Genomic DNA, 23308 nt, shown 5'->3' on the forward strand with positions numbered 1-23308 from the left:
CCGATTATTCAATCACTTTTGGGCAGCGTCATAGATGGCGTGCGAATACGCAGCCTTGCCCGGGTCTTTCTTGATCACAGGATCGCTGCCACCAGCCAGCAACACCTTCACGGTGCGCTCGTAGGCGGCAGGCTCCAGGTAACCAATTTTCTTGGTACCGGCATTGGTGATCAGCTTGGCCACGTTTTCCATCTGGCGCTTTTGCACCTTCAGGCTGGCGCTACCGGAGGTGTCAGCGGCAACCACGGCTTTGGCCGCAGCTTCAGGGTCTTTGACAGCAGCGTCCCAACCCTTGAGCGTAGCTTTGAGGAACTTGCCCATCTTGGCAACGAAGGCTGCGTCTTTCAGGTTGTCTTCCAACACATACAAGCCGTCTTCCAGGGTAGCAACGCCCTCTTTTTCATAGAAGAAAGTGACCAAGTCTTTTTCCTTGACCCCTGCGTCCACCACTTGCCAGTATTCGTTGTAGATCATGGTGGAAATACAGGCGGCCTGGTTCTGCAACAACGGGTCGACGTTGAAACCTTGCTTCAGGATCTTGATGTCGGAGTCGGTCTTCAGGCCGAGCTTGCCCATCCAGTTAAGGAAGGGGTACTCATTGCCACCGTACCAGACGCCCAGGGTCTTGCCCTTGAAGTCTTTGGGGCTGGCTACGCCGCTGGACTTTTTGCAGGTCAGCATCAAGCCGGACTGGTTGAACACCTGGGCCACGTTCACTAGTGGCACACCGGCTTCGCGGGCGGCCAAGGCAGAGGGCATCCAATCGACCACGATGTCGGCTTGTTTGCCTGCAATCACCTGCGTGGGGGCGATGTCAGGGCCGCCGGGTTTGATGGTCACATCCAAGCCGGCGTCTTTGTAGAAGCCCTTGGCAGCCGCCATGTAGTAGCCGGCAAACTGGGCCTGAGGCACCCACTTGAGCTGCACAGTCACCTTGTCGGCGGCCTGGGCACCGAGGCAGGCGGCTGCCACGCCCAAGGCCAGCAGGCCCTTGGTGAATTGGGAAGAACGAATCATGGAAAGCTCCTTCTACGGGTTAATGAAAAATCGCAACACAGACCAAGCGCGGGCTCACCCTTCGCGCACTGAGGGATGCCAGAACGCCGCCCGGCGCTCCAATGCAACTAGCAAGGCGTAGGCCACCGACCCGGTTACCGCCGCCACCACAATCGCGCCCCAAACCAGCGGCATGTTCATGCGCGCAGCCTCGGTGCTGATGCGAAAACCCAGACCCGACGTGGGTGAACCAAAGAACTCCGCCACGATGGCTCCGATAAGCGCCAGAGTGGCATTGACCTTGAGCGCGCCAAAGATGAACGGCAGCGCGGCAGGCAAGCGCAGCGCCAACAAGGTGCGTGGGTAGCTGGCGGCGTAGCTGTACATCAACTCACGCTCCAGTTTGCCGGCTGCCTGCAGGCCCGCGAGGGTAGACACCAGCATGGGGAAGAAGGTCATCAGCACCACCACCGCCGCTTTGGAGGGCCACTCAAACCCGAACCACATCACCGCAATGGGCGCCACGCCGACCAGCGGGATCGCGCTGGTGAGGGACGCCACAGGAAGGAGGCCGCGCTGCAAAAACGGCATGCGGTCAATGGCCACTGCGACGAGGAAGCCCGCTCCGCAGCCCATGGCCCAACCAATGAGTACTGCTTTACCTACGGTCTGCACAAAGTCGCCCCAGAGCTTGGGCGCATGGTCCCCGAGGGAGCCGATGATCAGACTTGGGGCGGGCAAGAGGACGCGCGGCACGTCCAGTGCGCGCACCAGGATTTCCCAGAACAACACAACCCAGACACCAAACAAAGCAGCAGTCGCCATACCCACCCAGCGGCTGCCTTGCACGGACGCCATGCGGTAGACGCTGTACCCCGCAACCAGAGCCAGCAACACCATGCCGGGCCAGAACCACACCGGAGTCACACTGCCTGTCATACGCCCCCCCGGCTGCGCAACACCAAGCGCTCCACACCGGCGACGATGCCAGTCAAGGCAAGACCCAAGAGCGCGGACATCACCAATGCCGACCAGATTTGGGTGGTCTGCCCGTAGTACGAACCCGTGAGCAAGCGTGCGCCCAAGCCGGCTTGAGCCCCTGTGGGCAGCTCGGCGACCATGGCGCCTACTAGGCCTGCCGCCACGCCTACCCGCAATGCGGGGAACAGGAAAGGCAAGGCCGCAGGCAAACGCAACAGCCACAGGGACTGCCACCGCGACGCGGCATAGGTGTGCATCATTTCAGTTTCAATTTTTTGCGGTGATCGCAGGCCCTGCACCATGGCCACAGTGACCGGGAAAAAGCACAGATACATGGCAATGAAGGCTTTGGGCGCGGTGCCCGAAAAACCCAAGCTGCCCAACACCACCAGCACGATGGGCGCAATGGCCAGCACAGGTACCGTTTGCGAAGCAACGATCCAGGGGAGCAAAGCTTTGTCAAGCGTGCGGCTGTGCACGATGAGCACCGACAGCAAGAGCCCCAGCGCGGTGCCCATGACGAAACCCAACAGCGTGGACTGACCAGTCACGATCACGTGGTAGATCAGGTTGCGGGGGGAGTCCACCGGCCATTCGGTGAGGCTCTCGTAAAAGTCAGCGGCGACCTGATGCGGCGCAGGCATCAACGGACGCTCCATGTTCATGGTGGCTTCGAACAACTCCATCTGGGTGTAGCCGGCCTCTTCATCCAGCACCCGTTCGATGGCGCCTTGTGCATTCAGACCCCAGGCTGCACCGTACCAGACCAGCACCACGGCCAAGAGCACCACCACGACGGGAAAGTAGTCGTGAACGATGCGTTGGGAAAACGTCTTAGTGGTGGCCATCGGCAAGGGCCTCGCGCACTTCGTGGGCCAGCTCCATAAAAGCCGGCGTATCCCGCAAGCCCAGATGACGCTCATCGGGCAGGGGCGAATCAATCACCTTGACGATGCGCCCCGGCCGCGGCGACATCACCACAATCTTGGTGGACAGGTACACCGCCTCAGCAATGCTGTGGGTCACAAAAACCACCGTGCGACGCTCGCGCTGCCAGAGCTGTTGCAACTGCTCGTTCAAGCGGTCTCGCGTGATTTCGTCCAAAGCGCCAAAGGGCTCGTCCATCATCAGTATCTTGGGTTCAAACGAAAGTGCACGCGCAATCGACACCCGCTGCTGCATGCCGCCCGAGAGCTGCCAGGGGTACTTGCCCTCAAAGCCCTTGAGGCCTACGCGCTCCAGATGCTCCAGCGCAATGGCCTTCGCCTCTGCCTTGCCTTTGCCCTGAATCTGCAGCGGCAGTGTCACATTGGCCAGCACATTGCGCCAAGGAAAAAGGGCAGGTGCCTGAAAGACATAGCCATATGAGCGGGCGAGGCGCGCGTCATGCGGGCTGATACCATTGACCAGCACTTCGCCGGAACTGATGTGCTCCAGGTCGGCGATGACCCGCATGAGCGTGGTTTTGCCGCAGCCGGACGGACCGATAAGCGAAACAAACTCACCTTCACGGATGTCCAGATCAATATTGGAAAGGGCGTGGACCGGGGTATCCGCGGTCTGGTAGATCACGCTGGCATTGCGCACCGCGACCGCAGTGCGGCCAGCATGGGGGGCGGCCGTAGGGCCTGATGCTTCGGAATGGTTCATTGACACACAGTAGCAGGAGTCATGGTTGCACCAACTGAGGGCGCAACCGCCGATTCGACCTTTACAAGTTAACCAAATGGTCAACTTATGGACTCATACTAGCCAGTTCCGTGCCAGTCCCACCACTGGGGTTTGTACGGGGCCCCGGTGTCATGACTTGTCGGGCTGGGTGCCTATGGGCTGCAGACGGCCCAGTTTGTGGGCGAGCTCGATGGCAGAGCTCACGCCCATTTTTTCGAAGATATTGGCCCGGTGAAACTCCACCGTGCGCTGGGTAATGCCGAGGTGATCAGCAATGTTCTTGTTGTAGTGGCCCAGAATGAGCTGGTCCAGCACCTCCCGCTCGCGGGGGCTGAGCGAGGCCAGGGCGTAACGCAGGCGATGGGCCTCCTGGTTGGCATCGCCATCGGCGGCGGCGGCGGCCAGCGCTTGTTCCACCCGGTCCACCAGCACGTTGTCCTGGAAGGGCTTTTCCAGAAAGTCCCACGCGCCGTTTTTCACGGCCGCCACGGCTGTTCCCACATCGCCATTACCGGTCAAAAACAACACCGGCCAGGGGCAGGCCAAGGCCTTGAGCTGCTCAAACACCTGCAAACCGGTCATGGGCGTCATGCGGATGTCCAGCAGCACCACCGCTTGCTCCCAGATACCGGCACGGGCTTTGACAGACTCCAGAAAAGGTGGGCCACTGTCCCAGGTGGTGGCCTTGTGTCCCCGGGAGTCAAACAGCCATGCCAAGCCCTCACGCATATCGGCGTCGTCATCAACGATGTAAATGGCTGTAGTACTCACAGAGCGTCTCTCATGGGGTATCTATTGTGCCGTCCGGGGTGGAAGGCTCGCCAAGGGCATTCCCTGCCAGCGGCAGGCTCACGGTGAAACGGGCACCACCCAACTCAGGCGAGCGATCGACCTGAATGCGGCCATGGTGCGCCTCGACGATGGATCGGCAAATCGCCAAGCCCATTCCCATGCCGCCTTCCTTGCTGCTGAAGAAGGCATCAAAAATGTGCGATTGAGTTTCGTCCGGTACGCCCGGGCCATTGTCTGAAATGCTGATCTGGGCCCAACCTTGCTCCATTCGCACCCCCAGATGCACCTGTGGCGTGCCCGAATGCGCCTGCGCGGCCTCTTGGGCATTGGTGAGCAGGTTATTCAGCAAGTGCTCGATCAACAGCTCATCTGCATTCACCCAGACCGGCTCCGCGTCCGGCACGGTGTGGGGCGCCATGCGCTGCAACACCGGCATCAGGTCCAGGCGCTGTAGAGAAATTTCGCGACGCCGGGCGATCGCATTCACCCGCTGGATAATGCGGCCCGCCCGCTCGGCCAGTCCTGCGATGCGTTGCACCACCGGCGCAGTCTCTTCGGTGCTGATGCGACCGGCATTTAACTTGTTGAGCAAGCCGGTGGCAAAACTGCTGAGCGCGCCCAGCGGCTGATTGAGCTCATGGGCCAGGGTGGAAGCCACCTCACCCACCGCAACCAACCTGCCCGTGGCTTCCAGCCGCTCCTGCTGTTGCGCTGCTACCGCCTGCGCGCGCTTGCGCTCACTGATGTCGAGCACGGAACTCATCCAGCCGATGTGCTCGCCGTTAGCCGTATGCAACGGCGCTTCGTGAATCAGCACATCTATCAGATGGCTGTCACGGTGCTGGAACTGCACTTCAACCCCGTCAATACTGGTGCCATGCGCCAGCACATCCCGATGAACTTGCTCGATATGGCTGTCGTTGCCCCGGGGCCAGTAGGGCATGGGCGCAGAGACCCCGACGAGCCTCTCTGCCGGATAGCCGACCATCTCACAAAATGCCTCGTTCACATACAGCACGCGGCCAGCCAAGTCCCAGGCCCGCAGGCCAATGGTGACCGAGTTCTCCATCGCGGTGCGCAACGCCACCTCAGCCTGCAGACGGGCTTGCACTTGTTGGCGTTTTTGAATGTCCCGGCGCAGGGCCCACAGGCTCACCAACATGCCCCCCAAGAACACCATGGCCACCAGAAGAAACATCCGGGGCACCGTCGCCGGCTGATCCTGAATAGGCGTGACTTCAAGGTACACGTCGGTTCCTGCCAGATTCATGGCGGCACGGAAAGGCTTGCGTTTACCCGGATCAAAAGCGGTGCTGCCCTCGTCCAGCACAAGACGTACCTCATGGGAGCGGGTGAACCACTCCGGTACCAAGGACTGCACCGCGACCTCGAGGGAGAGCCCGGCCACATAGTTGCCTACAAAGTAGCCGCGCTCGAAATAGGGCACCGCAAGCCAGACCAAAGGCATGAGCCTGCCGTCTGCATCCCGCATCGGGCCGGCATATGCAGAACGCCGCAGACCGCGAGCGGTGTCATGCATGGTGGCCAGTGACTGGGCATTCAGGGGGTGGCGGTTTTCGTCCATCTGCCAGAGTGCGGGCGGTGCGCTCAATGGGGCCCCAACCCAACCTTGCGCCAACAGCACACCGGGCTCCCGCCACAACAGGCCTCCCTGCACATCGGCCGATTGGCGCGCGGCAACCCGAAGGTCCTCCTCGAGGCGCCGGAAATGGAACTGCACACTCTGCTCCAGCCACTGGGCATCAGCGGCTTGGCGTCGCGTGCCCTCCTCGGCTTCGAAGTGCTGCAAATACAGCACCAGTGCAATCACGGAGCCCACCACCAGCGTCAGGAACCCCAACAGCCAGATGCCCGGCCAGAAACTGCGCACACCTGTACCCGCAGCGCTTTCGCGCGCAGAGACGAAATCAAAAACGGGAACGGAAGGGCGCTCGGGCATGGGCGGTTCTGGGGAAAGTGCACTCGCATAATAGCGACCATGGTCCATTCCACCGTCCCCGCTCTGCCCCGACGCCGCTGGCTGCAAGCTGCGGCAGCCGCCGGAGCAAGCGTCCTGACAGGACCCGCTTCCGCCGTGGCGGAAAGAACCATCCGGCTTTCACACGTCGTGGCGCGGGATACCCCGAAAGGCATGGCACTGGAGCGCTTTCGCGCCCTCGTGGAAGAGCGAAGCCAAGGTCGGATCCGGGTGCAGATTTACCCTCAGGGCCAGCTCTACGGGGACCACGATGAAATGCAGGCCCTGCAACTCGGGGCCGTGGATATGGTGGCGCCTTCGCTCTCCAAGTTCGGTCCCATCGGCTTCCCCGAATTTGAACTTTTCGACCTTCCTTTTTTGTTTGATAGCGTTGAGGCCGTGCGACGCCTCACACGCGGCAAAGTGGGTCACACCCTCTTGCAAGGACTGAGCCGCCAACGCCTGATGGGATTGGGCTTTTTTGACAACGGCTTCAAACATATGAGTGCCAACAAGCCCCTGATGGAACCGCGCGACTTTTCAGGACTACGCATGCGGATACAGGGCTCCCGTGTGATTGCCCAGCAAATGCGGGCTTGGGGAGCGGTACCGGTCACGCTTCCCTTCAGTGAGACGCGGCGGGCGCTGGAGACCGGAGTGGTGGATGGCACCGAAAACCCGGTGTCCAACTTCTGGACCCAAGGCATGCAAGCGGTACAAAGTGACTTGAGCCTGACTGCGCACGGGTACCTGGGCTATGCGGTGGTGGCCCACCAACGTTTCTGGGACAACCTGCCCAATGCAGACCGGCACGTCGTTCAAGGAGCCTTGGACGACGCTCTGGTGTTCGGTAACGAGATTGCCGATGCACAAAACGACAAAGCGCTGGCTGCCCTGCACCTCACGGGTGCGGCGAACATCCACAACCCATCACCGGCCCAAACGCGCCTGCTCAAACAAGCCAGCCTTCCTGTCCACGCAGAATTGGCAGCCCGCATAGGCCAAGACTGGCTCACCACTGTACAGAACGCCCTCAAAAAAACCGCCTAGGGTTTCTACTGCAGGGTTTTCCCGAGCTGTTGAACGCCACAGTTACCAGCCGGTGGGCCTGTCGATAACCTTCGCCCCGCGGAGTCCGGATGCGGCTTTTTCTATGCCCCTTCGGATACCAAAACGTCGTAACAAAAACGAGGGGCATTCATTTGAAAATCCAAAGTCAAAAAGACTTCTTTGCCGGACTGATGTTCACGGTGGTGGGAGGCAGCTTTGCTGCCGGCGCCAGCCAATACACGCTGGGCAGCGGAGCAAAAATGGGACCGGGCTACTTCCCGCTCATCCTGGGGCTGATGCTGGCCGTACTGGGCTGTGCGATTGCCGTTAAAAGCATGATCACCCCCACGCCGGACGGCGACAAGGTAGGCAAATTCGCCTGGAAGCCGCTCTTCTTCATCATTGCCGCCAACCTGGTGTTCGGCGCCTCCATCGGTGGACTGCCCCTGATTGGCCTCAAACCACTGGGCCTGATCGTGGGTATCTATCTGCTCACCTACATCGCCAGCCACGCCGGTGAAGAACACAACTTCAAGGAAGTCGCTGTGCTGGCCACCATCCTGGCCGCTCTGAGCTATGTCGCCTTCATCGTTCTCCTCAAGCTGCAGTTCCCCGTCTGGCCTGCGTACTTCACTGCTTAATCACCGCCTACTGAGACTGCAACATGGAACTCTTTGAACACCTCTCCTTAGGTTTCGGTGTGGCCTTCACCGGCCAGAACCTGATCTACGCCTTCATCGGCTGTCTGCTGGGTACGTTGATCGGCGTCTTGCCCGGCATCGGCCCCTTGGCCACCATTGCGATGCTGCTGCCCGCCACCTATGCGCTCCCACCGGTCGCGGCCTTGATCATGCTGGCCGGTATCTACTATGGGGCCCAGTACGGTGGTTCCACCACCGCCATTCTGGTGAACCTGCCCGGCGAGTCTTCGTCGGTGGTGACCGTCATTGACGGTTACCAGATGGCCCGTAACGGACGCGCAGGTCCTGCGCTGGCTGCAGCAGGCCTGGGTTCTTTCTTTGCCGGTTGTGTGGGTACCTTGATCCTGGCGGCCTTTGCAGGCCCCTTGACCGAGCTGGCCTTCAAGTTCGGCCCTGCCGAGTACTTCAGCCTGATGATTCTGGGCTTGATCGGTGCGGTGGTGCTGGCTTCGGGCTCCCTGCTCAAGGCCATTGCCATGATTGTTCTGGGTCTCTTGCTGGGCATGGTGGGCACGGATGTGAACTCCGGTGTGGCCCGTTTCAGCTTTGATATCCCTGAGCTCACCGACGGTATCGGCTTCATCGTGATCGCCATGGGTGTGTTCGGCTACGGCGAGATCATCAGCAACCTGTCCAAGAGTGCGGGCGAGCGGGAGATCTTTACCGCTTCCGTGTCAGGCCTCTTGCCGACCAAGGAAGACTTCCGCCGCATGGTGCCTGCTGTCATGCGCGGTACGGCCATGGGCTCCTTGCTGGGCATCCTGCCCGGTGGTGGTGCGGTGATGGCAGCCTTTGCGGCTTACACCATTGAGAAGAAGACCAAGCTGCAGCCTGGTGAAGTACCTTTCGGCAAGGGCAACATCCGCGGTGTGGCCGCTCCTGAGGCTGCCAACAACGCAGGCTCCCAGACGTCCTTCATCCCGCTCCTGACCCTGGGTATCCCGCCCAATGCGGTGATGGCTTTGATGGTGGGTGCGATGACCATCCACAACATCCAGCCCGGACCACAGGTGATGACGTCCAACCCTGAGCTCTTCTGGGGTCTGATTGCCTCCATGTGGATCGGCAACCTGATGCTGGTGATCCTGAACCTGCCGCTCATCGGTATCTGGATCAAGCTCTTGTCCGTGCCTTACCGCTGGTTGTTCCCTTCTATCGTGCTGTTCTGTGCGATCGGGGTGTATTCGACCAACAACAACACCTTCGATATCTGGATGGTGGGTCTGTTCGGGGTGATCGGGTATCTGTTTATCAAGCTGGGAACGGAGCCTGCTCCGCTGCTCTTGGGCTTTATTCTGGGGCCGATGATGGAGGAGTATCTGCGCCGGGCACTGCTGCTCTCCCGCGGGGACTGGAGTGTGTTCGTGACGCGACCTCTGTCAGCCAGTCTGTTGGTGGCAGCTCTTGCCCTGCTGGTGGTGGTGATGCTGCCTTCCATCAAAGCCAAGCGGGAAGAGGCGTTTGTGGAGGATTGAAACTATAGTTTCAAATTCAGATGGTCCAATTCACGCTTTTGGAGTAACTCATGACGCCCCTACGCTCTGCCCTGATTGGGCTCTGGTTTGCAAGTGCTTGCCTGTCAGCCAGTGCCCAACTCAAGATCGGACAGACCACGGGGGTGACAGGGGCTGTCGCAGCAACGGTCAAAGAGTCGATGTTTGGTGCGCAGCTCTACATCGACTCGGTGAACGCCAAAGGCGGTGTGGGCGGCGAAAAAATCGAGGTCATCACGCTGGATGACAAGTTCGATACACAGCTGGCCTTGGCCAATGCCAAAGACTTGATAGAAAACAAGGGGGTGCTCGCCCTGTTCATGACACGCGGCACACCCCATACCGAGGGCATCATTCCGCTGCTGGACCAACATGGAGTACCCCTGCTTGGACCCTCCACAGGCGCAATGGTGTTGCACCAGCCACTGAAGAAACATGTCTTCAATGTGCGGGCCACTTACCAGCGAGAAGCCGAGCGCGCGGTGGCGCACCTCGCCGCAACCGGTGTGACCCGCATGGCCATCATCCATGTGGATGACAGCTTCGGCGCTGACGGCCTCGAAGGTACGCAAAAGGGTCTGGCAGCGGCCAAACTCAACGCCGTAGTGGTCGCCAAATTCGACCGGAGCAAGCCGGACTTTTCACAGATTGCTCCTTCCATCGCCAAGCTATCGCCCCAGGCGGTCATGATCATTGGTTCAGGCACTGCGGTAGTGGATGCCATCAAGTCACTGCGTGAAGCCGGGAGCGGCGCGCAGTTGGTGACCTTGTCCAACAACGCTTCTGGTGGATTCATCAAGCTGCTGGGCGACAACGCACGCGGTGTGATCGTGAGCCAGGTGCTGCCCCAGTCCCCCAACTACGCGTTGGTGCAAGAAGCCGCAGGGTTGGCCAAAGCCAAAGAAGTTCTCGATGTGAGCCCGGCCATGCTGGAAGGCTTTGTCTCGGCCAAGGTGTTGGTCGAGGCTTTGCGCCGCGCGGGTCCCAAGCCCACGCGCGACAAACTTCAGTCTGCACTCGAAAGCATTAGCCGCTTTGACCTGGGTGGTTTGAGCCTGAGCTTCAGTGCCACCGATCACACCGGCCTGGATTTCGCCGACCTTTCGATCATCACGGCCTCCGGCAAATTCCGGCGCTGAACCGCAGCACCTATTTGTCCGCCTCAGAAATGGGGCGGGCTCGCATTTGGGTTTCCACTTGCTGCTTCACCTGCTCTTGGACAGCGCGGCTTTGCCCACCCGCCGTACCAGAGGGTGATACCAGCGCACCCTCTGACGCGGACACGGGTAATTGAGGGTTGACCGTTCTTGACAGCTGCTTTCTGGCAAGAACAGCAACGATGGCCAAAGCGACAACCAGTCCAACCAAACCCCATCCTGCGCGCATACAAAACCTCCGTTGTGAGTGGCAGTGTAGACAACCCGCAGGCGCCTGGCCTGTGGTGCGGACCATGTTGCTTTACATAGGTTTACGCAGCAACGGTAAACGGCGCAAAGCCCGCGGGGGTTAAGTACCCATGGCAAGTTCGCCATGCACGGAAACTGAATATGTTGAAACAATCTCTGATCGCTACTGCTTTGGTTATCTCCACGTTTGGCGCTTTTGCCCAAGCACCTGCTGCGACCCCCGCAGCACCTGCCGCCGCGACAGCACCCGCTCCCGCAAAGGCACCTGAAGCCGCGAAAGAGAAGCACGCCGAACACAAGGCCGATGCCGAGGCCAAAAAGGCCAAGCATGAGGAAATGAAGGCCAAGCGCGAAGCACGCAAAGCAGAGCGCGCAGCCAAGAAGGCCAAGCACCAGGAAGCCAAGGCCGCTGCACCAGCTACTCCTGCAGCCCCCGCAGCACCAGCAACGCCCGCTGCCAAATAAGCACGTTGCGCAGGGCGCCCTAAGCCGCTGCATGAAGGCCATCTCCGGATGGCCTTTTTTCGTCGCGTTTCCTACCAGCCATGTCAGCCCACCACCAACGTGACAGCAAGTCCCTCGGCCAATCGTTATATTGGGGACAACATTCATTTACCCGAACATCTTTCCATGCGTATCTGGCAGAAACCGGTCTCTGTAGAGATCCTCACGCACATCAGCAAAAACACGGCAGTCGAGCAACTCGGCATCGAGTTCACCGAAGTCGGTGACGACTATCTGGTGGGCCGCGTGCCGGTGGACCACCGCACCCACCAACCTTTCGGGCTTTTGCACGGCGGAGTCTCTGTGGTGTTAGCCGAGACCCTGGGTTCGTGCGGTGCGGGGTTTGCTATTCCAGAGGGCTACAACGCTGTCGGTCTGGACATCAATGCCAACCACCTGAAGGGCGTAAAAACGGGCTGGGTCACCGCCATGGCGCGTCCGGTACACATGGGCCGCACCACCCATGTGTGGCAGATTGACATGCGCAACGAGGCCGGCGAGATGACCTGTGTTTCGCGCATCACGATGGCGATTCTGGCGCCGCGCTGACCACGGCAGTCAGCTCTGCTCCACCCGGTTGCGACCGGCCTGCTTGGCGCGATAGAGCGCCTGATCTGCCGCGCTGATAACGGTGTCCAGCTCCTCTGTTGCAGAGTCGCACGTGTGCACACCGATGCTCAAAGTAAGCGGAATACTGCGCCCATCCTGTGCACTCCATCGGGCGTCTTCCACTTCTGCGCGCAAGTTGCCGGCCAGGATGGTGGCACCTGCGGCATCCGTATCAGGCAACACCACCAGAAACTCCTCGCCGCCCCAACGGCCTGCCATGTCCTGGGCGCGCAACCGGCTGCGCAAGCTCGTGGCCAGGTTGCGCAGTACGCGGTCTCCGCTCAGGTGTCCATAGGTGTCATTGATTGATTTGAAGTAGTCCACATCGATCATCAAGACCGAGACCGACTTGCCGTTGCGGCGGGCCTGCGCCAGCTGTAAAGACAGTGCCTCCATGATGAAGCGCCGGTTGCTCAGGCCGGTGAGTTCGTCCTGCATGGCCAACAGGCGGTTGCGTTCATCGGCCCGCTCATTGGTCATGAGCACCACGCCCTGGCACACCATCATCAGCGCCACTGACACGAACAAGAACGTCGCACTTTGCAGCGGGTTGGACGTGGTAATCGACCCGATGCCCACCTCGCCGTACAAGGCGCCCACCGTGCGCAGCAGGAAGGCCGCACTGATCGCCAGAAAGCTGCCGATGACAAAGTAAGCACCCCGTCCCACCACCTTGTCGCGTTCGGACCCCAGTTGCCACGCGATCAACGCACACTGCCAAGCGATGATCAGTCCTGAGAGGATGATGCGGGTCTGGGCATGTCCCAGCAATGCAAAGAACAGGACGGCCACCAGAGGCACTGGTGCCCAGACCAGCCACCGCGACCAGCGGACCTGCAGGAACTGTTGAACTCCCTCGGAGATCAGGGCAAAGCTGACCGCAAGCAAGGTGTTTGCCAGCACGACTGACACCAGATCGCTGACATGCCCACGCAGCACAAACAGCACATAGGTCAGTGTGTGCAATACAAAGCCCCAAGCCCAATACAACATACCGTCGCGCTTGAAGCGGCGGGCGACGGAAGCCAAAGTGGCACTCAAGGTAAAACTCACCACCAGAATGACCAGTAGCAACGTAGGCGTGTGAAGGTCAATCATGTGTACACGCTAACGCACAAGCGGCGCCTGCGCGCTAGGGGAACTACCAAGCTGAACACGATCTTGTGCAACACTTCAACGCACGCCATACTGCCTTCCACACCACGAGACATCTTTGTGATTCCGGCACACCGCATCACCCGCCGAACCGTACTTGCCACCGCCGGTGCACTGGTTTGTGCGGAACGGGCACGTTCAGACACCACCTCGCTCAGAATTGCGGCGCCTGCTGACGTGCTGCTGGACTACGGACTTTTCCTGGCAGGGCGGGACGTTGTTGAGCTGCGGAGCTTTGACGGGCCCCATGCCCGGCGGGATGTGATGGAGTTGGCCTTGCTGATGCGCGAGATACGCCGCCAGCTGCCGGGTAGCGTCACCGAACTGGTACCCATCGACAGCTACCAACGCGCTCTGGTGGAATTGCGAGCGGGCCGCATCAGTGCGCTAGGCACCACCGTCTGGCGGCTCGATCTGGACGCCTTGGGGCAGGACATCACCCCATCGCCGGCGCTCTTGCAGAAGGGTGACTTTGTCGTCGGGCTCTTCGCAGCGCCTGCCAACAGCAAGGCTTTGCAAGCCCGCAGTGTCGCGGCACTGCGCGCACTGTCCGCGGTATCCAACAGTGACTGGAGTGTGGACTGGCAAACACTCAAAACCATCGGCTTCCGCCAAGTCAGCGATGTAAAGACCTGGCGACAGATGGTGCTGTCCGTCGCAAGAGGGCGAACCGATGTGATGATGGCGCCCTTTCCCAACCAGGAAGACCTGGTGCTGGAAGCCGAAGGCGTGCGACTGCACCCCGTCAAGGACGTAGCCATTGCGCTGCAGGGATCACGGCATCTGGCAGCGGCACGCACCATAGGCGGTCAGACCATTGTTGACAAGGTGTTTCCAGCATTGGCAAGCAACGGCAGCCTCAAACGTGCCTACCGCGAATGCGGCTTTATTCATCCACGTACGGCCGGCTGGCCTGTACTAAACAAATAGACAACAAGTGCGAACAAAGCCCTCCAGGGGCCTCCGGCCAAAAGCTCTTACATTCGCACTGGCGTGGGCGCTCGTCGCGGCAAGTTCTGCCGCGATGGCCCAGCCAAGCGACGATGACCCCGCCAACCACTTTGACCGCTACACCAATACCCAACTGGAAGCCGTGTGCGACGCCATGTCGCCCACCCGCTACATCAGCGGCTTGACAGACGGTGGCTGGGGCACGCTCGGCATAGGCGGCAAAACCTACTATTACCGCTCGGCCTGCTACATGGAACTGGTGCGTCGCACCGGCCGCGCTGAACTGTGTGCCAAGGTGGTGGAGCGGCGCTCTCTGTTGGGTGATGGCTCCAACCACTCACCGAAAGCCTGTGCAGAAGTGGCTGCGGCCTACCAGGCGCGCGAAAAGCAAAGTGCGCAGGAGCTTGCTGCTTTCAAAGCCTCGGTAGAGGGCGCTTTCAGGATCAGTGAGCTGCAGGTGCAAGTTCTGCCGGGGAGCCATTGGCAGGTCGAGGTGCACACCGAAGGCCAGCGCTCCGGGACCTACCAACTGCAACTCGTGAAGGTGCGTGATGGCACCGTCTTGCGGCAGGAGACCCTCTCCATCCACCGGCCGGAGTCTTTCTCATGGAAGTTGAGTCGTGCCGAGGTGGTCGCTGGCAGCCGGCTTCCGGACATCTTCCCGATGGCGGTGCGCATGAGCTATCTCGTGCCGGCCAGCGGGAGCCGGCCTGCGGCAGAGCACAGCACCGGCATACGCAACTTCACACTCTCTGCAGAGTGAGTAGTGCTCAGGCGGACTCGCTGCCGCTCTTGGCCATGCGCTCGCTCTTCCAGTACACATCGTCCCCCACCGTGCCATCGGTACGGTAACGGTTGAGCACGCGCGCGAGTACGAACATCAGATCCGAGAGGCGGTTGAGGTACTGGCGAGGTGTGTCTTTCAAAGCCTCTTCATTGCCCAGCGCCACCACCGCGCGCTCGGCCCGGCGAGCCACGGTGCGGCAGACATGCGCCAGCGAAGCAGCTCGGGTACCGGCCGGAAGAATGAACTCCTCCAAACGCGGCAACGCAGCGTTGTGCTCAGCCAAAGCCTCGTCCAAAGCCAACACGGCCTCGTTCTTGAGCAATTCAAACCCGGGAATCGACAACTCGCCGCCCAGATTGAAAAGCTGGTGCTGGATTTCGACCAACAGGCTGCGCACCGCGGGCGGCATGTCTTCGCACAACAGCACACCGAGGTGGCTGTTGAGCTCGTCCACATCGCCCATGGCGTGCACCCGCAGGCTGTTTTTAGAAACACGGGTGTTGTCGCCCAGCCCCGTGGTGCCGTTGTCCCCTGTGCGGGTGGCGATTTGTGTTAGTCGGTTTGCCATGCGCACATTGTGGCAGGCACGGCTGCCGCTTGCCCGCCAGCAAAGTGACAGCCCCTAGCGCCACGCAGATTCCTACAATGGCGAAAACAAGGAGACACGCCATGAACGCCCCCACCGCCCTGAACCACCTGTTGCCCCAAGTGAACCTGCGCGAAGTGCCCACCGCTTTGCTGGACGCTCTCAAGGCCCGCTTTGGCGATCAGCTCTCCACCGCGCTGGTGGTGCGCGAGCAGCACGGGCGCGATGAGTCGGCCTTTGACGTGCCGCCACCCTCCGCGGTGGTGTTTGCGCAAAACACACAAGACGTGAGCGATGCGGTTCGACTGGCGGCTCAGTACCTGGTGCCGGTGATTCCCTTCGGCGTGGGCTCCTCACTGGAAGGTCATTTGCTGGCGGTGCAAGGTGGCATCAGCCTGGATGTGAGCCGCATGAACAAGGTGCTGTCCATCAACGCCGAGGACCTGACCGTCACCGTGCAGCCCGGCGTGACACGCAAGCAGCTCAATGACGAGATCAAATCCACCGGCCTCTTCTTCCCCATCGACCCCGGCGCGGATGCCACCATTGGCGGCATGAGCGCCACCCGTGCCAGCGGAACCAACGCGGTGCGCTACGGCACCATGCGCGAAAACGTGCTGGCCCTGGAAGTGGTGACCGCCAGCGGCGAAGTGATCCGCACCGGCACCCGCGCCAAGAAGAGCAGTGCCGGCTACGACCTGACCCGCCTGATGGTGGGCAGTGAAGGCACGCTGGGCGTGATCACCGAAGTCACCGTCAAGCTCTACCCGCTGCCCGAGGCAGTGATGGCCGCCACCTGCTCATTCAACAGTCTGGCAGACGCGGTGAACACCACCATCCAGCTCATTCAGCTCGGCGTGCCGATTGCACGCTGCGAGCTGCTGGACGAGAACACCATCCGCATGGTCAACGCGTACTCCAAGCTCACCCTGCGCGAAGGCGCCATGCTGCTGATGGAGTTCCACGGCTCGCCCGAAGGTGTGAAAGAACAAGTGCAGACCGTGCAGGACATTGCCGCCGAGTTCGGTGGTGCAGCGTTCGAGTGGGCCGAAACGCCTGAAGAGCGTACCCGCCTGTGGACGGCGCGGCACAACGCTTACTTTGCCGGCATCCAGTCGCGTCCGGGCTGCAAGGCCATCACCACCGACACTTGCGTGCCCATCTCCAGCCTGGCCGACGCGCTCTTGGACAGCGTGACCGAGGCCCAAGAGGCCGGCCTGCCCTTCTTCCTGGTCGGCCACGTAGGCGACGGCAACTTCCACATGGGCTACCTGATTGACCCCGCCATTCCGGCCGAGCGTGAGCTGGCCGAGCAGCTCAACCACCAACTGGTGGCACGCGCGCTCAAGCTGGGCGGCACCTGCACCGGCGAGCACGGCGTGGGCCTTCACAAGCAGGGCTTTCTGGTCGAAGAAACAGGCAATGGCGCGGTGGAGATGATGCGCACCATCAAGCGCGCCCTGGATCCGCATAACATCCTGAATCCTGGAAAGATCTTTTCGCTATAACTTTAGTAGCTGTCTGCGCATATTCCATGGGCGCTACAAGCACTTTTCTCCTTTAAACTTGCTGATTTGGAGCTTTCCTTGACACCTTCTCGCCGCCTTACCCTTGCCGTCAGCCTGCTTGCCGCCCTGGGCGCCTGGTCCACCACTGCCAGCGCCCAATCCCTGCCCGACCTGAAGGGCCGCACCATCGTGGCCGTGACAGAAAACGCTTACCCGCCATTGAACTTCAAAGATCCCAAGACCGGCCAAAGTGTGGGCTGGGAGTACGACGTGTTCAACGAAATCGCCAAGCGCCTCAACGCCAAAGTGGACTGGAAGCTCACCAGCTGGGACACCATGATCGAGGCCGTGCGCAAAGGCCAGTTTGATGTCGGCATGGACGGCATCACCATCAAAGACGACCGCAAGAAGCAGGTCGACTTCTCAGACGCCTATATGGTCTCCGAGCAATTCATGATGGTGCGCGCCAACGAAAAACGTTTCACCGACGCCAAGGGCTTCAAGGCCAACCCCAAGCTGCTGGTCGGTGCACAGAACGGCACCACCAACTTTTACACCGCGGTGTATGAAGTGCTGGACGGCAATGAGAAAAACCCGCGCATCAAACTGTACGAGACCTTTGGCCTGTCCATGCAAGCGCTCAAAGCTGGCGATGTGGACACCGTGCTGACCGACGGCGTGTCGTCCCAGGGCTATGTGAAAGCCTTCCCCGACACCTACAAGGTGGTGGGCAAGCCCATGGGCCGCGAGGAGTTCGGCTTCATCTACAAAAAAGGCTCAGACCTGGTCAAGCCCATCAATGCAGCACTCAAACAGATGAAGGCCGACGGCACACTCAAGAAGTTCGACCAGAAATGGTTTGTGGACTACAAGCTGAACCAGTAATCAAGGTAGCTGCCCTGTGCAGATTCTTGTGGATTCGGAGTCGTCCGAACGCCCGTACTGGCTGATGGCCCTGGCCTTGATCAGCGCCGCATTTGTGGCGCTGGCCATTGCCGACGGGCGATATGCCTTCATCTTCCAGACCCTGGCCGAAGGCTTGTGGACCACCGTCTATGTAGCCGTCATCAGTTTCACGCTGGCCGCCAGCATCGGACTGCTGTTGGCGTTGGCCAGCCGCTCCAAGCACGTCTGGCTGCGCCAGGGTGCCCGCTTCTACATTGAAGTGATACGCGGCCTGCCTGCGCTGGTGATCCTGCTGTACGTGACTTTTGTGGGAGCGCCCGCCCTGGTCAATCTGTACCAGTGGGCCTGCGAGGGCTGGATCGCCAAGGAGTGGTTGCCCGATGTACAGGTGCGCGATGTGTCCAACACCGTGCGTGGCATCGTGGCGCTGGCGCTGGCCTACAGTGCCTTTCTGGCCGAAGTGTTCCGCGCCGGGTTGCAAAGTGTGGAGCGTGCGCAGATTGAAGCTGCGCAGGCCATCGGCCTGAACCGCTGGCTCACCTTCCGGCTGGTGGTGTGGCCACAGGCCGTGCGCCGTGTGTTGCCGGTGCTGGGCAATGACTTCATTGCCATGGTGAAAGATTCGTCGCTGGTCTCGGTGCTGGGCGTGAATGACATCACCCAACTGGGCAAGCTGTATGCGTCCAGCTCCTTCCTTACGGTCGAAACCTACAACGTGGTGGCAGTGCTGTACCTGATGCTGACCGTCACCCTTTCACTGCTGCTGCGCCGCCTGGAGCGGCACATGAAACAACGCGGTAACGCGTGCTGAAGCCTTTCGCCCGCGTGGTTTACAGTGCGGCTCTTACTTCTTCTTACCTGATGCGAGGAAACCATGGGAATCATGTTCTGGATCGTGGTGGCAGTGGCGGTGTTCTATTTGATCAGCGTCTACAACGGGCTGGTGGAGGTCAAGAATGCGGTCTCCAAGGCTTGGGCCAATATCGATGTGCTGCTCAAACAGCGCCATGACGAGCTGCCCAAGCTGATCGACACCTGCAAGCAGTACATGCAGTACGAGCAGGCCACCTTGGAGAAAGTGATTGCAGCCCGCGCCCAGGTATCCAGCGCCCGCGAGTCCCAGGACGTGGCGGCCGTGGGTCGCGCCGAGACCGGCTTGCGCAACGGGCTGGGCCAGTTGTTTGCCCTGGCTGAGAGCTACCCCGACCTCAAGGCCAATGAGCAGTTTGTGCAGCTGCAGTCGCGCATCAGCAGCCTGGAGAACAGCATTGCCGACCGCCGCGAGTTTTACAACGAGTCCGTCAACATCAACAACGTGCGCATCGAGCAGTTTCCCGGCGTGCTGGTGGCGCGGTTCTTCAACTTCAAGAGTGCCGAGCTGCTGAAGTTCAGCACTGAAGAGTTGCAGGACGTGGACATTTCCGCTCGCTTCAAGGCCTGACGGGCGGTGGGTCTGCAACTGATGGGCTTGCGCTGGCTGCGCAGCCAGAGCATGAACGGGCTGCTGGCAGCCGTTTACTTCGGAATCGCCGGCGGGGCCTTTCATGCGGGTTCCGGCCGGCATTGGCCCTGGGCCGCGGGTGCCATCAGTGCCATCGGCCTGCTGGCCTGGGGTGCTGCGTTGCGACGGGCACGGACCATTTCCAACATCGCCACCTCGCGCATTGCCTCAGCCGCACAGGGCTACGCGGAGTTGCAGGGGCGCACCAACACCACCGACCTGATTTACAGCCCCTTAAGCAACTCGCCCTGCATCTGGTACCGCTACGCCATCTATGAACGCGACAGCGACAACGACTGGAAGGAAGTGGAAGGCGGCACGAGCAGTGCCACCTTTGACCTGCATGACGGCAGTGGCGTGTGCACCATAGACCCCGACCATGCCGAAGTGATGGGCGTACCAGAGACGTCACGCGTATCCGGCGACACCAAGCACGTGGAGCACTTGCTACACGGTGGACGCAACCTGTACGCGCTGGGTGAGTTTGTGACCGTGGGTGGTGCGAACTCGGTCTTGAGCCTGCGCGAAGACGTGAATGCCCTGCTCACCAGCTGGAAGCAGAATCCCGCCGAGCTGCAACGCCGCTTTGACCTGAACAGGGACGGCGAGATCGACCTGAAAGAATGGGAGCTGGCCCGCCGACTGGCCACCCGCACGGTGGAGAAAGAACACCGCAACATCCGCGCTCAACCCGGCGTACACATGCTGCGTGCACCGCAAGACGGGCGCTTGTTTTTGCTCTCGCCGCTCTCACCCCAATCCCTGCGCAGGCGTTACCTGCTATGGAGCGGCTTCCACCTGACAGTGTGCCTGGGTGCCGCTTTCATCACACTGAAAACGCTCCTGATTCGATAGCTGTCCGCGCACATTCGACGGGCGCTAGCGCCCTGAAACACACATAAATCAGAAGGGCCAAGCCGGGCTGGCGACGGACATGTCCACCTTGCGCACCGTGCTGTGGTTATTGGTGCTGGTATTGGCATAAAACAGCGCCGGCTCTACTGCAAACGTGAACGCTGCCACCTGTGCAGACGCAGCCGCCGAGTAGCGCACACCCCACAGGTCGAAGGTCGGGCGCTGGTCACGTTGGGTGATCCACGAGAGGGTGATGAGCAGGTTGTCGTTGCCGGTCGGGCTGGGCTTGGTGGCATAGGTGCTGTAACCCAGCTTGTTGCGGTTGGCGGCCCAGTCGGCATCGGCCACGGCGTCAAACTGGCGCTGGTGCAGGTACAACAAGGTGATGATGTCCCAGCCGGTGGCAATGCTCACCTGGCGCTGGGCCCAGTAGTGCACCCACTGCATGTAAAAAGCCATGCGCTCGCCGTTCTGCACCGCGTAGGCGGCGTTACCCCAGATGCTTTGGTAAGCCGCCTCCACAGGATCGGCCTGCAACTTGGCGGCCTTGATCATGTTGAAGGCGGACAAGTAGCTCACGCGGGTATCACCCGTGTTGTAGCCCATCTCACTGAGCATGCGCCAGCCTTTGTGCAGGGGGAACAGGTTGTTGGAGACCTCGGTGCTGCGGTCGTCATACACCTTGTGCATGCCCTTTTGCTGGTTGTGACCCACCTCGTGGCTTTCGCCCCAGCCGCGGGGGCTGAGGCCCCAGTCCTGGTCATACGGGTTGCCTGAGCAGCCGCTGCCGCACTGCGAATAGTTGTCCACGTTGATGTGCTGCGTCCCGGGCACGCGGTGCAGCGTGGCATCGGTGCAGTTCCAGCCCAGGCTGGTGCACATGGCCTGCACATGGGCGGTCAAGCTTTTGCCCGGCAACGCGTAGCCGGCCAGCATGTAGAGGTCTTCGAAGAAGAGGGTTTTCACTTCGTTCAAAAACTTGTCGATGTCGCCCGCGTAATCGGTGCCGTTGATGACGGCACGCATCTTGTCGGCACGGGAGTGGATCTCAATACCTGCGAGCTTGATCTCGGCCCACTCGTGCTGGGCGGCGTTCAGGGCAGTCACAAATGCCGCCTTGTCGCCAGCGCCATTGGACTGGTCCAGAAAGGGATGCTTGGCCACCCCGCGCAAACGCAGTTGCACGTTTTGCTGCGGCGTGGCGTTGCTGAACACCAGCTGCAAGGTGCCGCCATAGGGGCTCACCAACTGCATCGCCTGGCCGGTGCTGAGCACCATGTCCGGGCTGGCCAAAAAGCGCGGTCGGTTGTACCGGTTGGGGTCCCACAGGCGGGTGGAGCCGGTACGCTGGGTGTTGAGGCGCAGCGACACCATGGCGCTGCCCGCACTAAGCAGCTCGACCGTAACCGGCTTGCCCGGAGCCGCCAGGCGACCGATGGCTGTAAAGCCACTGGTGGACGGCACGGTCACGTCCACCGTCTCATCCGTAGTGCTCACGGCCATGCCGGCAGTCATCGCGCTGGCAAAGCTCCCTAGGTCCGCCTGCGCCGTGGCAACCGGGCGCACATAGGCCACCAGGGCATCGGCAATCAGCGCCTTCTGAAACGCCGCCGGGGTGCTGGCCTTGTCCATGGGGTAACGGAGCTGACGCCGCACCACATCGGCCCACAGCACCAGGTAGCGCAACACCTCGGTATCGGCTGTGGCAAAGATATTCTGACCTGCTTTGTTGAATACATCGATCTGGCTGCGCAAGGCATCGACGGGCGACAGCAAGTTGGCCTGCAAGCTGGCCACCCCCGAACAGTCGGTCTTGCCGGCAGAGACGGTACAAGGCGACCAGTCGTAGGGCATGCTGAAACTGTCGGAGGCCAGCAGGTTCAGCATGGCCGTGGTTTTGGCGAACTGGTCGGAAAGCGTGCGGTTGCCCGCTTCGCTGCGGCCGGCAGCCACCTTGTCGCTGGCCCAGTAATTGCCGCCATAAGGGCCGAACTGCAGGCCCATGCCCGCCAGCACCTGGATGGCCGAGTCGCTGGTCCAGTTGCTTTTGGTGTGCACATAGAGCACCGGCCGCCCGGCTGCCACCAGCGCCCGGATGCTGGTCTCCAGACTGGCACTGGCTGCCAAGTCTCCGCCCACCACCAACAGGTGCGCATTCGTGGCGCAGGCGGAGGTGGCAATGAAGTCACAGGCGATGGTGGTAACCGGCACTCCGGCCTTCACCATACCGGCCGCACTGCTGCTCGCGTTGATGCCGGCAAAGGCCACATTCAGCGTGGCGGGCAAGGTGCCGGCAGCATCACCACGCACCAGCCAGGCCAGAAGGCGCTTGAAGGCGGGCCGGTAGGCGACCAACTCATTGGCATTGAACTTGGAAAGCACCTGCACACCAAAGCCTGCGCTGCGGCCGCCACCCGCCACACTGATACTGGCCAAGGCGTTGCCCTGGTCACCCACGATCAGCGGTTGTGCCGTGGCGGCGTTGCGGGGCTGCACCCAATAGCTCCACTGGGTGGGGTCGTATTCGGTACTCACCCCTTGGTACAGGCTGCTGATGCGCGCTGCCTGCGCCAGGCTGATTTGCTGCTGTGCGTACTGGGCATGCTGAGATACCAGCTTGGCATCGGTGAGCGCACTCGCGTCGCCGCTTTGAAGGGCTTGCGAAATCTGGCTGCTGGCCTGAGGAGCCGCCACCAGCGATACGGTGCCACTGCTTGCACCACTGCTGGAACTGTCGCCCGAACCACCACCACCACAGGCCGTGAGAAGCGCAGCCAAGGCCAGGGTGGACCATCCAACACGATGGCGATTGATTGTTGTTGTGTTTGCTGTGTGCGGGCGCATGCCGGGTCTCCGCCCTGCCTCTACCGCGTGCAGG

General features: G+C 61.0%; 22 protein-coding genes. 13 read left to right on the plus strand and 9 right to left on the minus strand.

The window, feature by feature from the left end; translation table 11 throughout:
* Nucleotides 1-12 precede the first annotated feature (12 nt).
* The 6 genes from AEP_RS12375 to AEP_RS12400 all read right to left on the minus strand — a co-directional run bounded on the left by AEP_RS12375 (nt 13) and on the right by AEP_RS12400 (nt 6400).
* Nucleotides 13-1017: an ABC transporter substrate-binding protein gene (locus AEP_RS12375; protein WP_087495659.1), complete on the minus strand. Its 1005-nt coding sequence runs from the start codon at nt 1015-1017 to the stop codon at nt 13-15.
* 54 nt (nt 1018-1071) lie between these two features.
* Entirely contained in the window at nt 1072-1935 is an 864-nt protein-coding gene (locus AEP_RS12380; RefSeq protein WP_087495660.1) for an ABC transporter permease, read from the minus strand.
* Entirely contained in the window at nt 1932-2825 is an 894-nt protein-coding gene (locus tag AEP_RS12385; RefSeq protein WP_087495661.1) for an ABC transporter permease, read from the minus strand. The genes AEP_RS12380 and AEP_RS12385 overlap by 4 nt, the downstream gene beginning before the upstream one ends.
* A complete protein-coding gene (locus AEP_RS12390) occupies nt 2812-3627 on the minus strand; it encodes an ABC transporter ATP-binding protein (protein ID WP_087495662.1) in 816 nt (271 codons plus the stop codon). The genes AEP_RS12385 and AEP_RS12390 overlap by 14 nt, the downstream gene beginning before the upstream one ends.
* Before the next feature lie 150 nt (nt 3628-3777).
* Nucleotides 3778-4419: a response regulator transcription factor gene (locus AEP_RS12395; RefSeq protein ID WP_087495663.1), complete on the minus strand. Its 642-nt coding sequence runs from the start codon at nt 4417-4419 to the stop codon at nt 3778-3780.
* A gap of 10 nt (nt 4420-4429) precedes the next feature.
* Entirely contained in the window at nt 4430-6400 is a 1971-nt protein-coding gene (locus tag AEP_RS12400; RefSeq protein ID WP_157673160.1) for a two-component system sensor histidine kinase NtrB, read from the minus strand.
* A 39-nt stretch (nt 6401-6439) separates the two neighbouring features.
* Between AEP_RS12400 and AEP_RS12405 the strand changes: the two genes are divergently transcribed.
* The 6 genes from AEP_RS12405 (at nt 6440) to AEP_RS12435 (ending at nt 12121) form a co-directional block, all read left to right on the plus strand.
* On the plus strand, nt 6440-7468 hold the full coding sequence (locus tag AEP_RS12405; RefSeq protein ID WP_087497320.1) for a TRAP transporter substrate-binding protein: 1029 nt from the start codon (nt 6440-6442) through the stop codon (nt 7466-7468).
* A 152-nt stretch (nt 7469-7620) separates the two neighbouring features.
* A complete protein-coding gene (locus tag AEP_RS12410; RefSeq protein ID WP_087495665.1) occupies nt 7621-8109 on the plus strand; it encodes a tripartite tricarboxylate transporter TctB family protein in 489 nt (162 codons plus the stop codon).
* A gap of 23 nt (nt 8110-8132) precedes the next feature.
* Nucleotides 8133-9644, plus strand: a complete 1512-nt coding sequence (locus AEP_RS12415) for a tripartite tricarboxylate transporter permease (protein ID WP_087494622.1) — start codon at nt 8133-8135, stop codon at nt 9642-9644.
* Nucleotides 9645-9694: 50 nt separating this feature from the next.
* Nucleotides 9695-10801 (plus strand): ABC transporter substrate-binding protein, encoded by a 1107-nt coding sequence (locus AEP_RS12420; RefSeq protein ID WP_087495666.1) that lies wholly within the window; start codon nt 9695-9697, stop codon nt 10799-10801.
* 408 nt (nt 10802-11209) lie between these two features.
* A complete protein-coding gene (locus tag AEP_RS12430) occupies nt 11210-11533 on the plus strand; it encodes a hypothetical protein (protein WP_087495668.1) in 324 nt (107 codons plus the stop codon).
* A 165-nt stretch (nt 11534-11698) separates the two neighbouring features.
* Complete coding sequence (locus tag AEP_RS12435; RefSeq protein ID WP_087495669.1) at nt 11699-12121, plus strand: hotdog fold thioesterase; 423 nt, start codon at nt 11699-11701, stop codon at nt 12119-12121.
* 9 nt (nt 12122-12130) lie between these two features.
* Here the strand turns inward: AEP_RS12435 and AEP_RS12440 are convergent, their stop codons facing one another.
* On the minus strand, nt 12131-13279 hold the full coding sequence (locus AEP_RS12440) for a GGDEF domain-containing protein (protein WP_087495670.1): 1149 nt from the start codon (nt 13277-13279) through the stop codon (nt 12131-12133).
* 63 nt (nt 13280-13342) lie between these two features.
* Between AEP_RS12440 and AEP_RS12445 the strand changes: the two genes are divergently transcribed.
* Nucleotides 13343-14266: a hypothetical protein gene (locus AEP_RS12445; RefSeq protein WP_087495671.1), complete on the plus strand. Its 924-nt coding sequence runs from the start codon at nt 13343-13345 to the stop codon at nt 14264-14266.
* Nucleotides 14267-14360: 94 nt separating this feature from the next.
* Complete coding sequence (locus AEP_RS12450) at nt 14361-15050, plus strand: hypothetical protein (protein ID WP_087495672.1); 690 nt, start codon at nt 14361-14363, stop codon at nt 15048-15050.
* Nucleotides 15051-15057: 7 nt separating this feature from the next.
* Here AEP_RS12450 and AEP_RS12455 read toward each other — a convergent pair whose 3' ends face one another.
* On the minus strand, nt 15058-15642 hold the full coding sequence (locus tag AEP_RS12455) for a cob(I)yrinic acid a,c-diamide adenosyltransferase (RefSeq protein ID WP_087495673.1): 585 nt from the start codon (nt 15640-15642) through the stop codon (nt 15058-15060).
* A 101-nt stretch (nt 15643-15743) separates the two neighbouring features.
* Here AEP_RS12455 and AEP_RS12460 point away from each other — a divergent pair, with 101 nt between their 5' ends.
* The 5 genes from AEP_RS12460 to AEP_RS12480 all read left to right on the plus strand — a co-directional run bounded on the left by AEP_RS12460 (nt 15744) and on the right by AEP_RS12480 (nt 20430).
* Entirely contained in the window at nt 15744-17168 is a 1425-nt protein-coding gene (locus tag AEP_RS12460) for an FAD-binding oxidoreductase (RefSeq protein WP_087495674.1), read from the plus strand.
* 78 nt (nt 17169-17246) lie between these two features.
* Nucleotides 17247-18053: a transporter substrate-binding domain-containing protein gene (locus AEP_RS12465; RefSeq protein WP_198301821.1), complete on the plus strand. Its 807-nt coding sequence runs from the start codon at nt 17247-17249 to the stop codon at nt 18051-18053.
* A 16-nt stretch (nt 18054-18069) separates the two neighbouring features.
* On the plus strand, nt 18070-18885 hold the full coding sequence (locus AEP_RS12470) for an amino acid ABC transporter permease (RefSeq protein ID WP_198301822.1): 816 nt from the start codon (nt 18070-18072) through the stop codon (nt 18883-18885).
* Between the two features lie 72 nt (nt 18886-18957).
* Nucleotides 18958-19515: a LemA family protein gene (locus AEP_RS12475; protein ID WP_232459821.1), complete on the plus strand. Its 558-nt coding sequence runs from the start codon at nt 18958-18960 to the stop codon at nt 19513-19515.
* 6 nt (nt 19516-19521) lie between these two features.
* A complete protein-coding gene (locus AEP_RS12480) occupies nt 19522-20430 on the plus strand; it encodes a hypothetical protein (protein ID WP_157673161.1) in 909 nt (302 codons plus the stop codon).
* 48 nt (nt 20431-20478) lie between these two features.
* Here the strand turns inward: AEP_RS12480 and AEP_RS12485 are convergent, their stop codons facing one another.
* Nucleotides 20479-23274, minus strand: a complete 2796-nt coding sequence (locus AEP_RS12485; RefSeq protein WP_087495678.1) for an ImpA family metalloprotease — start codon at nt 23272-23274, stop codon at nt 20479-20481.
* Nucleotides 23275-23308 lie beyond the last annotated feature (34 nt).

It is taken from the genome of Curvibacter sp. AEP1-3 (genome assembly GCF_002163715.1).
In the GTDB taxonomy this organism is placed as follows: Bacteria; Pseudomonadota; Gammaproteobacteria; order Burkholderiales; family Burkholderiaceae_C; genus Allorhodoferax.